This is a genomic window from Dactylosporangium sp. NPDC005572 (assembly GCF_040605515.1).
In the GTDB taxonomy this organism is placed as follows: Bacteria; Actinomycetota; Actinomycetes; order Mycobacteriales; family Micromonosporaceae; genus Dactylosporangium.
This window is the reverse complement of the sequence record NZ_JBEXCY010000136.1, coordinates 19,503-30,761: the sequence shown is the minus strand read 5'-3', so window position 1 is coordinate 30,761 and position 11,259 is coordinate 19,503. Positions and strand designations below refer to the sequence as shown.

Below are 11,259 nucleotides of genomic sequence, written 5' to 3'. Positions count from 1 at the left end.
CCGCTCGCCGGGGGCGCCGGCGGCACGTGGGGAGCGGGCGGGGCCGGGGGCGCCGGCGGCATCGGGGCCGGGCCGGTGGCGGGCGCCGTGAACTGCATCGTCGGGGCGGTGAACGGCGGCACCGACGGCGGGAACGGGGTCGGCGGCGGTGCCGGCGGCGGTGTGAACGGCCCGGCGGCGGCCGGGTGCCCGCTCCCGCCCTGCCCGCGGACCAGCAGCGCGACGACGCCGATGACGACGGCCAGCCCGACCATCGCGGCGCCGATGTTGCGCGACATCACCAGCACGAACGCGAGCACGGCGGAGATGCCGATCACGATCGCGAGCGGCGAGGACGTGCTGGACCGCCCGCGGCCGAGCAGCGCCTCCAGCGGGGAGGCGGTGTCGCCCTCGGCGGGCAGCAGGAGCCAGCCGGCCAGGTAGGCGACGATGCTCACGCCGCCGGCCAGGGTCAGGACGGCGAAGATGACCCGCCAGAGCGTGGGGTCGGTGTTGGTGGCGCGGCCGATGGCGGCGCAGACGCCGGCGACATACCGGCCCTGCTGCGGGCGCACCAGGCCGGCCCGGTTGAAGCTCGCGCCGCCACCGAAGCCGCCGAAGCCGCCGCCGAAGGGCGGGGGGAACCCGCCACCGGCCGGCGGGGGCGTTCCGGGTGGCGGAACGGCACCCGGCGGCGCCGCACCCGGAGGAGCTTCCGCGGGGTCCGCAGCAGGAGCGTCGGCGGGAGGAGCGTACGCGGGAGGGACGTCCGCGGGGGGAGCATCCGCGGGGGGAGCATCCGCGACCGGAGCGTCGTCGCCCTCGGCCCCCAGGTCGCGCGTCTGCGCGACCGGCTCGACCGGCTCGACCGGATCGGCGGCGAGGTCACGAGTCTCGGTCGCCGCAGGTGCGTCCACCGTGGGCTGCTCGGCGGCGGTGGCGGCCGGCTCGTCGGCGGCAGGCGGATTCGTCATGACACCCATGCTTGCGGAAAACCTGTGCTCCCTGCCTCCGGCATCGACCCTGACGCCACCCTGATTTGCCAGCTCCGGGGTCTTCGGAGTGGTCTCGCGGACGTCCGCCGTGTGACGATTTGGAGGACCGCCGACCGCCCCGAGTGTGAAACGAGCCTGATGGCCACCCCGATGCCCACGCGCCGCCTGTACCGCGAGCCCGCCGACCGGGTCGTCGCGGGGGTCGCGGCCGGCCTCGCCGCGCACCTCGGGGCCTCGGTCGTGCTCATCCGCGTCGCCTTCGTGGCGCTGGCCGCGTTCGACGGCCTCGGCGCCCTGCTCTACGCGGCCTTCTGGGCCGTCCTGCCGATGCCCCCGTCGGTGCGCCCCGGCGGGCGCAACGTCAACCAGCTCTTCTCGTTCCTCGCGCTCGGCATCGGCATCGTGCTGCTGCGGCTCATGGTCCAGCCGACCGGCAGCGTCCAGGCGGTGATCGGCTGGCTGGCCGCCGTGATCGCGCTGGGCGCCGGCATCATCTGGCACCAGGCCGACCCCAAGCGCCGCGAGCGCTGGTCGGCGACCGTGCCGGGCATGCCGTGGCTGGGCGCGGTCGTCGACAACAACCGCAAGGCCTACCTGCTGCGCTTCGTCGGCGGCGGCCTGCTGGTGGTCGTCGGCATCATCGGCGTGTTCGTGGTCGGCGTCCGGATCCCGGGCGCGCCGATGGCGGCGATCGGCTACGGCCTGGGCTTCGCCGCGGTGGCGCTCGCGGGCGTCGGCCTGGCCCTCGCACCGCTGCTGTACCGGATGTTCACCCAGCTCAGCGCCGAGCGCGAGGCGCGGGTGCGGGAGCAGGAGCGGGCCGACATCGCGGCCATGATCCACGACCAGGTGCTCCACACGCTCGCGCTGATCCAGCGCAACGCCGGGGACGTCAAGGAGGTCCAGCGGCTGGCCCGCGGGCAGGAGCGCACCCTGCGCAACTGGCTGTACAAGCCGACGGCCTCGCCGATGGAGAAGCTCGGCGCGGCGCTGGAGGAGGCGTCGGCCGAGGTCGAGGACACGTTCGCGGTCGCGGTCGAGACGGTCGTGGTGGGCGACCTCGACGTCGACGAGAAGATCGCGGCGATCGTCGCGGCGGCCCGCGAGGCGCTGGTCAACGCGGCCAAGCACGCGAAGGTCCAGACGATCTCGCTGTATGCGGAGGTCGAGCCCGACTGCGTGAGCGTCTTCGTGCGCGACCGGGGCGTCGGCTTCGACCTGAAGGCCGTGGACGACGACCGGCACGGCGTGCGTGGTTCGATCATGTCGCGGATGCGGCGGCACGGCGGCAAGGCCGAGATCCGCAGCACCCCCGGCGACGGCACCGAGGTGCGCCTGAGCATGCCGATCGACACCGAGGCCCTGCGTAGGAAGGCCACTGCGACCATGGAAAGCGGAGAGCGATGAGCGACGAAGAGACCCGGCGACTGCGGGTGTTCCTGGTCGACGACCACGCGATGTTCCGGGCCGGCGTCCGCGCCGAGCTGGGCTTCCACGTGGACGTGGTGGGCGAGGCGAGCACGGTGGCCGAGGCGGTGCAGCGGATCTCCGCCCTGGAGCCCGACGTCGTGCTCCTCGACGTCCACATGCCCGACGGCGGCGGTCGCGCGGTGCTCGACGCCATGCGCCGCAGCCACCCGCACGTGCGGTTCCTCGCCCTGTCGGTCTCCGACGCCGCCGAGGACGTCATCGGGCTGATCCGGGCCGGCGCCCGGGGGTATGTCACCAAGACCATCTCGCCCGACGAGCTGGCCGACGCCATCCGGCGGGTCGCCGACGGCGACGCGGTGTTCAGCCCGCGGCTGGCCGGGTTCGTCCTCGACGCCTTCGCCGCGCGGCCGGACGCGCCGGTCGCCGATCCCGAGCTCGACCAGCTCACCAACCGCGAGCGCGAGGTGCTGCGGCTGCTGGCCCGCGGCTACGCGTACAAGGAGATCGCGAAGGAGCTGTTCATCTCGATCAAGACGGTCGAGACGCACGTCTCCAACGTCCTGCGGAAGCTGCAGATGTCGAACCGCTACGAACTGTCGCGCTGGGCGGCCGACCGCCGCCTGGTCTGAACGTCATCACCAGGACCCCGGCAGGCAGTGGTTCAGGCGGTCGAGAAGACCGAGAACGCCTCTGCCAGCCGGCCCGCCGGCAGCCCGCCGGCCTCGGCCGCCACGGTCAGCCGGGCCGTGAGCATCCCCTCGAGGTCGGCGAGGTGCGAGGTCTGCGACACGTGCGCCCGCAGGGCCGCCAGCTTGCGCGGGAACGTGTCGGTGATGTCCACGACGTGGTCGGGTGACGGGCCTCCGCTGTACCAGATCTCCCGCACCGTCCACGGCTCGAGCCCGATGTCCGTGAACGTGAACGGGTTGCGCGCGTCGGGGTAGACCGCGCAGGTCGTCGCCTCGCCCGCGGCCAGGTGGTCGGGGTGGCTCGGCCCGGCGATGCGGTCCCAGCGGCGCAGCGGCGAGTTGGTGAGCACCCGGTCCGGCCGGAAGCGCCGGATCGCCGCCGTGATGTCGCGGCGCAGCCCGATCGTCGGCGTGAGGATCCCGTCGCGGTACCCGTCGAGGAACTCGACCTGCTTGACCCCGACCGCCGCCGCGGCCGCGCGCTGCTCCGCCTCCCGCAGGACCGGCATCTGCTCGCGGGGCGTGTCGTCGAACCCGCCGGCGTCGCCGCGCGTCACCAGCAGGTACGCCACCTCCAGGCCGGCGTCGACCCACCGGGCGACGGTCCCGGCCGCGCCGAAGTCGATGTCGTCGGGGTGCGCGAAGACGCACAGGACGCGCTGGGCGTCGTCGAGCGGGGTGGCACTCGGGGGAAAGCTCATTACAGCGGCCCCCGGCCGGCGCGCAGGATGAGCAGGGCCAGCTGGGTGCCGTCGGCGCCGAGCTCGGCGCTGAAGCGCTCCAGGATCTCCCGCTCGCGCGAGAGCACCAGGCGGGTGCCGCCGGCGGCGACGCGGGTCTTGCCGACCTCCTGCGAGATCGCCGCGCGCTCCTTCCAGAGCGCCACGAGCGCCGCGTCGATCTCGTCGATGCGGGTGCGGAGCTGGGCGATGTGTTCGTCAGGGGCCGGCTGGGCGTCGGCGGGCTGCTGCTGTTCCATCGTGATGGCGGCCATTCTCGTCGTTCCTTCTCAGGTCTGGCTGGTGCCCCCGCCCCGGGAACGCGAACGCCCCGGGCGGGAGCCCGGGGCGTCGGTAGGTTTGGCGTTCAGGCGCGACCTACGGCTGCCGGACTCCCGCAGCCGTAAAAAAAGTAGTAGCGCACCTGCTCGATCACGTAGCCGAGTATGGCACGCGTCTGACGACTCCGTGAAGGTCTTCCGCAGGATGGGATCGTCGCGTTTCGGTCTCTCCTCGCGCCGGCGTCGGCCCGGTCGGGCGGAAGTGTCGGTGGGTCGGCATAGACTCGCCCCTGCGATGCATGCTCTCTTCGAAGTGCCTCAGACCCCGACGCCGCAGCCGCCGCGTCAGCCCAAGCCTGACCTTCTGGAGGGGCTCAACGGGCCCCAGCGCGACGCGGTGACCCACGAGGGCCAGCCGCTGCTCATCGTCGCCGGCGCCGGGTCGGGCAAGACCAAGGTGCTCACCAGCCGGATCGCCTATCTGCTGGCCAAGCGCGACGTGCACCCCGGTGAGATCATCGCCATCACGTTCACCAACAAGGCCGCGGGCGAGATGAAGGAGCGGGTCAGCCGGCTCGTCGGCAACCGCGCCCGGCTGATGTGGGTGTCCACCTTCCACTCCGCCTGCGTGCGCATCCTGCGGGCCGAGCACGACCACGCCGGGCTCAAGTCGACGTTCTCGATCTACGACGCCGACGACTCGCGCCGGCTCATGCAGCTGGTGGCCCGCGAGCTCGACCTCGACCCGAAGCGCTATCCGGCGCGCGGCCTGGCGGCGCAGGTCTCCAACCTGAAGAACGAGCTCGTCGACCCCGAGGCGTTCGCCGCCTCGGCGAAGGGGCCGGCCGAGCGCACGCTCTCCGAGGCCTACACGCTCTATCAGCAGCGGCTCACCGAGGCCCACGCGCTCGACTTCGACGACCTGATCATGCGCGTCGTCCACCTGCTCCAGAGCCACCCGGAGGTCGCGGAGAGCTACCGGCGGCGGTTCCGGCACGTGCTCGTCGACGAGTACCAGGACACCAACCACGCGCAGTACATGCTGGTGAAGGAGCTCGTCGGCGACACCGGCGAGCTGTGCGTCGTGGGCGACGCCGACCAGTCGATCTACGCGTTCCGCGGTGCCACGATCCGCAACATCCTGGAGTTCGAGCGCGACTTCCCCAACGCCCACACGATCCTGCTGGAGCAGAACTACCGCTCGACCCAGACGATCCTGTCGGCCGCCAACGCGGTGATCGGGCGCAACACCGAGCGCAAGCCGAAGCGGCTGTGGAGCGACCAGGGGGCGGGCGAGCAGATCGTCGGCTACGTCGCCGACACCGAGCACGCCGAGGCCGACTGGGTCGCCCGGGAGATCGACCGGCTGTCCGACAACGAGGGCATCCGCCCGGCCGACGTCGCGGTCTTCTACCGCACCAACGCGCAGTCCCGCGTCTTCGAGGAGATGTTCATCCGCTTCGGCCTGCCCTACAAGGTGGTCGGTGGCGTCCGGTTCTACGAGCGCAAGGAGGTCCGCGACGCCCTCGCGTACCTGCGCTCCGTGGTCAACGACGACGACACGGTGAGCGTCCGCCGGGTCCTCAACACCCCGCGCCGCGGCATCGGCGAGCGGGCCGAGGCCTGCATCGAGGCCCTGGCGAGCCGCGAGCGCATCTCGTTCGGCGCCGCGCTGCGCCGCGCGTCCGAGGCGCCGGGCATCTCCACCCGCGCCGTCAACGCGATCGGCGAGTTCGTGACGCTGCTCGACGAGCTGCGCGCGCTGGCCGAGACGGCGCTGCCGGAGGAGGTGCTGGAGGCCGCCCTGGAGCGCTCCGGCTACCTCGCCGAGCTGGAGGAGAGCACCGACCCGCAGGAGGCCGGCCGCGTCGAGAACCTCCAGGAGCTCGTGAGCGTCGCCCGGGAGTATACGGAGCGCACCGAGGCCACCATCGCGGTCGCCGCCGAGCAGGGCGACGCCACCGCCGCCCCGCCGCCCACCGTCGCCGGCTTCCTGGAGCAGGTCTCGCTGGTGGCCGACGCCGACCAGATCCCCGACGACGACCCCGACCACACCGGCGTCGTCACGCTGATGACCCTGCACACCGCCAAGGGCCTCGAGTTCCCGGTGGTCTTCCTCACCGGCCTGGAGGACAGCGTCTTCCCGCACCAGCGCTCGATGAGCGACCGCAAGGAGCTGGAGGAGGAGCGCCGCCTGGCGTATGTCGGCATCACCCGCGCCCGCCAGCGCCTCTACATCTCCCGCGCGGTGACCCGCTCCGCCTGGGGCCAGCCGGCGTACAACCCGCCGTCGCGCTTCCTGGAGGAGCTGCCGCCGGAGCTGGTCCGCTGGGAGCGCACCGACGCGGCCTACACCAGCTGGTCCGGCCGCGGCGGCGTCGGCGGCCGCGCGTCCGGCGCCACCCAGTCCCGCACGTCGTCGTTCGTCGGCAACACCCCGAAGGCCGCCCAGCTGGCCGCGAAGCTCGGCCTCGACGCGTCGAAGCTGTCGACCGCGAGCGAGCTGCAGCGCGACGTCCCGGCCCTGGCGGTGGGCGACCGTGTCAACCACCAGCGTTACGGCATGGGCCGGGTCCTGGCGGTGGAGGGGCAGGGCGCCCGCGCCCAGGCCCAGGTGGACTTCGGCGACCAGGTGATGTGGATCGTCCTGCGCCACGCCCCGATCGACAAGCTCTGAGCGCGGCCGCCGGGTTATCGGCTTGGTTCCGGCAGCCTGCGCCGGCGTCCCCGGTAATGCACGCGATCATCCACGCCACAACCTCCGAATCCGGCGGGGAAGGCGGGAAAATGCACAGCACAGATCTGTCGCGGTAGCCAATACGGAAAGCGCCCCCAGCGGGTGGGGTTGTGCGTATCCAGTGACGGCAGGCCGTCGTCGCGGGCGGCTGCGGTACCTTCTGGGGAAAGCGCCCCACAAGGGAAGGACAGGTGAAGATGAGCGCGCGGACCCGCGTCGTCATCGCCAAACCCGGCCTCGACGGACACGACCGAGGTGTGAAGATCGTCGCCCGGGCACTCCGGGACGCCGGCATGGAGGTCATCTACACGGGGCTGCACCAGACCCCGGAGCAGATCGTCGAGACCACGATCCAGGAGGACGCCGACGCCGTCGGCCTGTCGGTGCTCTCCGGCGCCCACATGACCCTGTTCCGCCGGGTCATCGAGCTGCTCGCCGAGCGGGGCGCGCAGGACGTCGTGGTGTTCGGCGGCGGGATCATCCCGGACGAGGACCTGCCCGAGCTGGAGCGGCTCGGCGTGGCCCGGATCTTCACGCCCGGCGCGACCACCGAGTCGATCGTGGAATGGGCGCGCGGCAATATCAACTGATTCACGTGAGCAAATGCCGATAACGCAGGAAAGGGCGGGGCCGGACGTACCCCTCGCCCGTCCGGCCCCTCTATCGCTCGACGCTGCGCCGCCACCCCTCGATCGGCAGGGCATCGACCGTCCTGGTGCCGGCCCGGCCCGGAGGTGTTTGCCCCGTGGGCGGGCCGACACTGCTCTCAACGACGGCCCCGGAGGGCGGTTACGCACGTCCCCCGTCCGGGACAGCCGGAGTGGAATCGCGCACATAGGGAGACCGCGCGCGGCTCGGGTGGAGCTTCCTGGTTAGGCTGCGATCGTTGAGCCGTCCTCGCGATGGGGCAGACGGCATGGTTGACGGATCGGGACCACTGTGGACCTGTACGAGTACCAGGGGCGCGCCCTCTTCGCCAAGCACGGCCTTCCCGTGCTGGGCGGCGGCGTCGCCGAGACCCCTGAAGAGGCCCGGGCGATCGCCGAGGAGCTCGGCGGGCGGGTCGTCATCAAAGCTCAGGTGAAGGTCGGCGGCCGTGGCAAGGCCGGCGGCGTCAAGCTGGCCGAGGGCGCCGACGAGGCGACCACCCACGCCACCAACATCCTCGGGATGGACATCAAGGGCCACACGGTCCACAAGGTGATGGTCACCACCACGGCCGACATCGCCGAGGAGTACTACTTCTCCTACCTGCTCGACCGGGCGAACCGCACGTTCCTGTGCATCGCCAGCGTGGCCGGCGGCATGGAGATCGAGACGGTCGCGCACGACGCGCCGGAGAAGGTGGCCAAGGTCGCGATCGACGCGGCCAAGGGCGTCGACGAGGCGACCGCGCGGAAGATCGTCGAGCAGGCGCAGTTCCCGGCCGACGTCGCCGACCAGGTCGTGGCCATCGCGGTCAGGCTCTGGCAGGCGTTCGTCGCCGAGGACGCGACGCTCGTCGAGGTGAACCCGCTCGCCAAGACCGCCGACGGCACCGTGCTGTGCCTCGACGCGAAGGTCACGCTGGACGCCAACGCGGACTTCCGTCACCCCGACCATGCGGAGCTCGAGGACAAGGCCTCGGTCGACCCGCTGGAGCAGGCGGCCAAGGAGAAGAACCTCAACTACGTGAAGCTCGACGGCAACGTCGGCATCATCGGCAACGGCGCGGGCCTGGTCATGTCGACGCTCGACGTGGTCGCCTACGCGGGCGAGGGCCTCGGCAGCAAGCCGGCCAACTTCCTCGACATCGGCGGCGGCGCGAGCGCGCAGGTCATGGCCAACGGCCTGGAGATCGTGCTCGGCGACCCCGACGTGAAGAGCGTCTTCGTCAACGTCTTCGGCGGCATCACCGCCTGCGACGCGGTCGCCAACGGCATCGTGCAGGCCCTGCAACTGCTCAAGGACCGCGGCGAGGCGGTCACCAAGCCGCTCGTGGTCCGCCTCGACGGCAACAACGCCGAGGAGGGGCGCCGCATCCTCGACGACGCCGCCAACCCGCTCATCGAGCGGGTCGACACGATGGACGGGGCGGCCCGCCGCGCCGCCGAGCTCGCAGCGAGTGGGGTGTAACGACCATGGCGGTATGGCTGACCGAGTCCAGCAAGGTCATCGTCCAGGGCATGACCGGTGCCGAGGGCTCCAAGCACACCCGGCGGATGCTCGCCGCGGGCACGAACGTGGTCGGCGGCGTCAACCCGCGCAAGGCGGGCCAGCAGGTCGACTTCGACGGCACGAAGCTGCCGGTCTTCGCGAGCGTCGCGGAGGCGATCGACCAGACCGGCGCCGACACCAGCGTGATCTTCGTCCCGCCGGCGGGCACGAAGTCCGCCGCGATCGAGGCGATCGACGCGCAGATCCCGCTCGCCGTGGTCATCACCGAGGGCGTGCCGGTGCACGACACCGCCGCGTTCTGGGCCCACGCGCAGGGCGGCAAGACCCGCATCATCGGGCCGAACTGCCCCGGCATCGCGAGCCCCGGCAAGTCCAACGCCGGCATCATCCCGGCCGACATCACCGGCCCCGGGAAGATCGGCCTGGTCAGCAAGTCGGGCACGCTGACGTACCAGATGATGTACGAGCTGCGCGACATCGGCTTCTCGACGTGCATCGGCATCGGCGGCGACCCGGTCATCGGCACGACGCACATCGACGCGCTCGCCGCGTTCGAGGCCGACCCGGAGACCGCCGCGATCGTCATGATCGGCGAGATCGGCGGCGACGCCGAGGAGCGGGCCGCGGACTTCATCCGGGCCAGCGTGCGCAAGCCGGTCGTCGGCTACATCGCCGGCTTCACCGCGCCGCCCGGCAAGACCATGGGCCACGCGGGCGCGATCATCTCCGGCTCGGCGGGCACCGCCGACGCCAAGAAGGCGGCGCTCGAGGCGGCCGGTGTGCGGGTCGGCAAGACCCCGACCGAGACCGCGAACCTCATGCGCGACCTCGTGAATTCGCTGTAGCTGACGTTTCGGTCGGGGGCCTGCCGGCTCTGGACCGCTCTGGAATACGCGGGGATTCGGACGGCCGGGGTGAGTGACCGGCCGTCCGGTCTTTGACAGAGTGAGACCCGATGCCCACCACCCCTGAGGAACCGGAGGACGGGACACCGACCCGGCTCGCCGACCGGAAGACCGTGCGCCCGCCCGACCAGCGGCGGCCGGTGCGGGGCAAGCCACCCGCCCGCCGCCCGGCGCGGCGTGCCCCGCTCGTCCTCGCGGCGACGGTCACCACCCTCTGGGCGGCGCTGGTGTCGCTCGTGCCGACCCTGGTCGTGGTCTGGCTGCTGCAGTCCTCCGACAGCTCCGGCGCCCCGCTGGGCCAGACCCTGCGGCTCGGGGCCGCCGGCTGGCTGCTGGCCCATTTCGTACCGCTGACCACCGGCTCCGGCGCGATCAGCCTCGCACCGCTGGGCCTCACCATCGTCGCGGCCTGGCGGGTGTACCGGGCCGGCGTCCACACCGCCCGGGCCATCGGCGCCCGCGGCAGGCCCAGGGCGAAGCGCGGCCGGTGGTCCCCCTGGCCGGCGGCACGGGCGGCGGCCGCCGTCGCGGTCGCCTACGGCATCCTCGGTGCCATCGCCGCCGCCGTCGCCGGGCACCGGGGCGCCGAGCTCCCGGTCGTCCGGGCCGGCCTCACCCTCGCCGCTTTCGCGCTGGTCACCGCCGGGCTGGGCGCGTTCACGGAGGCGCGGGGCGTCGCCCGGCTGGCGGCCCGGCTCCCCGGCGTCATCCGCGACGCGACCCGCACGGGAGCCGTCGTCGCCCTGCTCGTGCTCGGGGCGGGCGCGGCCGTGAGCGGCATGGCGGTGGCGGTCAGCTTCGGCGACGCGAGCCAGATCATCGACGACTACCACACCGGCATCGCCGGGCAGGTCGGGCTGGTCGTCGTGTGCGGGTTCTTCGCCCCGAACGTCGCCACCTGGGCGGCCAGCTACGTGGTCGGGCCCGGCTTCCAGATCGGCTCGGAGACCACGATCAGCGCGGCGGAGGTGTCGGTCGGGCCGCTGCCCGCGGTACCACTGCTGGCCGGGCTCCCGTCGACGCCGGCCACCGGATGGGCGCCGCTCCTGCTCGGCCTCCCGCTCGCGGCGGCCCTGCTCGCCGGGTGGCTCCTGGCCCGCCGGTCGCTGCGCGACGACGCCGACCGGGGCTGGTGGCCGCTGCTCGGCGCGGCGGCCCTGACCGGCCCGGTCGCCGGCGTCCTGCTCGGCCTGGCGTGCGTCGCGTCCGGCGGCTCGCTCGGCGGCGGCGGGCTCGCCGACGTCGGGCCGCGCGCCGGGGCGGTGGCGTTCGTGGCCATGCTCATGACGTCGATCGGCACGCTGCTCGCGACGACCGCCACCAAGCTCGTCCTGCGCGCAAAAGAGGAGCGCGGGTAGCCCCGCGC

Annotated in this window: 10 protein-coding genes; 7 read left to right on the top strand and 3 right to left on the bottom strand. The window is 72.8% G+C overall.

Annotated features, from left to right (window positions below):
* Positions 1-953, bottom strand: a 953-nt coding sequence (locus tag ABZS66_RS42065; RefSeq protein ID WP_354767950.1) for a PspC domain-containing protein, incomplete at its 3' end; no start/stop codon positions are given.
* Between the two features lie 159 nt (positions 954-1,112).
* Here ABZS66_RS42065 and ABZS66_RS42060 point away from each other — a divergent pair.
* Together ABZS66_RS42060 and ABZS66_RS42055 are read left to right on the top strand one after the other, a co-directional pair.
* Complete coding sequence (locus tag ABZS66_RS42060; protein WP_354767948.1) at positions 1,113-2,381, top strand: PspC domain-containing protein; 1,269 nt, start codon at positions 1,113-1,115, stop codon at positions 2,379-2,381.
* Positions 2,378-3,034 carry a response regulator transcription factor gene (locus tag ABZS66_RS42055; protein ID WP_354767946.1) on the top strand — a complete coding sequence of 219 codons (657 nt, stop codon included), beginning with the start codon at positions 2,378-2,380 and terminating at the stop codon, positions 3,032-3,034. The genes ABZS66_RS42060 and ABZS66_RS42055 overlap by 4 nt, the downstream gene beginning before the upstream one ends.
* Before the next feature lie 32 nt (positions 3,035-3,066).
* Here the strand turns inward: ABZS66_RS42055 and ABZS66_RS42050 are convergent, their stop codons facing one another.
* Together ABZS66_RS42050 and ABZS66_RS42045 are read right to left on the bottom strand one after the other, a co-directional pair.
* Positions 3,067-3,795 carry a PIG-L deacetylase family protein gene (locus ABZS66_RS42050; protein ID WP_354767944.1) on the bottom strand — a complete coding sequence of 243 codons (729 nt, stop codon included), beginning with the start codon at positions 3,793-3,795 and terminating at the stop codon, positions 3,067-3,069.
* On the bottom strand, positions 3,795-4,073 hold the full coding sequence (locus tag ABZS66_RS42045) for a chorismate mutase (RefSeq protein WP_354767954.1): 279 nt from the start codon (positions 4,071-4,073) through the stop codon (positions 3,795-3,797). Before ABZS66_RS42045 ends, ABZS66_RS42050 begins: the two co-directional genes overlap by 1 nt.
* A gap of 316 nt (positions 4,074-4,389) precedes the next feature.
* On the opposite strand from ABZS66_RS42045, the gene pcrA reads away from it, so the two are divergent.
* The 5 genes from pcrA (at position 4,390) to ABZS66_RS42020 (ending at position 11,251) form a co-directional block, all read left to right on the top strand.
* On the top strand, positions 4,390-6,771 hold the full coding sequence (gene pcrA / locus ABZS66_RS42040; RefSeq protein WP_354767942.1) for a DNA helicase PcrA: 2,382 nt from the start codon (positions 4,390-4,392) through the stop codon (positions 6,769-6,771).
* A 257-nt stretch (positions 6,772-7,028) separates the two neighbouring features.
* Positions 7,029-7,421: a cobalamin B12-binding domain-containing protein gene (locus ABZS66_RS42035; protein ID WP_354767940.1), complete on the top strand. Its 393-nt coding sequence runs from the start codon at positions 7,029-7,031 to the stop codon at positions 7,419-7,421.
* A 349-nt stretch (positions 7,422-7,770) separates the two neighbouring features.
* The gene (sucC, locus tag ABZS66_RS42030) at positions 7,771-8,946 is read left to right on the top strand and encodes an ADP-forming succinate--CoA ligase subunit beta (RefSeq protein WP_354767938.1); all 1,176 of its coding nucleotides are present in this window, start codon (positions 7,771-7,773) and stop codon (positions 8,944-8,946) included.
* Between the two features lie 5 nt (positions 8,947-8,951).
* A complete protein-coding gene (gene sucD, locus ABZS66_RS42025) occupies positions 8,952-9,833 on the top strand; it encodes a succinate--CoA ligase subunit alpha (protein ID WP_354767937.1) in 882 nt (293 codons plus the stop codon).
* 110 nt (positions 9,834-9,943) lie between these two features.
* Positions 9,944-11,251 (top strand): DUF6350 family protein, encoded by a 1,308-nt coding sequence (locus tag ABZS66_RS42020; protein ID WP_354767935.1) that lies wholly within the window; start codon positions 9,944-9,946, stop codon positions 11,249-11,251.
* Positions 11,252-11,259 lie beyond the last annotated feature (8 nt).

Bases quoted from the DNA above. Each gene is read 5' to 3' on its own strand.
- ABZS66_RS42060 (WP_354767948.1), top strand. From the start codon at position 1,113: ATGGCCACCCCGATGCCCACGCGCCGCCTGTACCGCGAGCCCGCCGAC.
- ABZS66_RS42020 (WP_354767935.1), top strand. From the start codon at position 9,944: ATGCCCACCACCCCTGAGGAACCGGAGGACGGGACACCGACCCGGCTC.
- ABZS66_RS42035 (WP_354767940.1), top strand. From the start codon at position 7,029: ATGAGCGCGCGGACCCGCGTCGTCATCGCCAAACCCGGCCTCGACGGA.
- ABZS66_RS42055 (WP_354767946.1), top strand. From the start codon at position 2,378: ATGAGCGACGAAGAGACCCGGCGACTGCGGGTGTTCCTGGTCGACGAC.
- ABZS66_RS42045 (WP_354767954.1), bottom strand. From the start codon at position 4,073: ATGGAACAGCAGCAGCCCGCCGACGCCCAGCCGGCCCCTGACGAACAC.
- ABZS66_RS42050 (WP_354767944.1), bottom strand. From the start codon at position 3,795: ATGAGCTTTCCCCCGAGTGCCACCCCGCTCGACGACGCCCAGCGCGTC.
- pcrA (WP_354767942.1), top strand. From the start codon at position 4,390: ATGCATGCTCTCTTCGAAGTGCCTCAGACCCCGACGCCGCAGCCGCCG.
- sucD (WP_354767937.1), top strand. From the start codon at position 8,952: ATGGCGGTATGGCTGACCGAGTCCAGCAAGGTCATCGTCCAGGGCATG.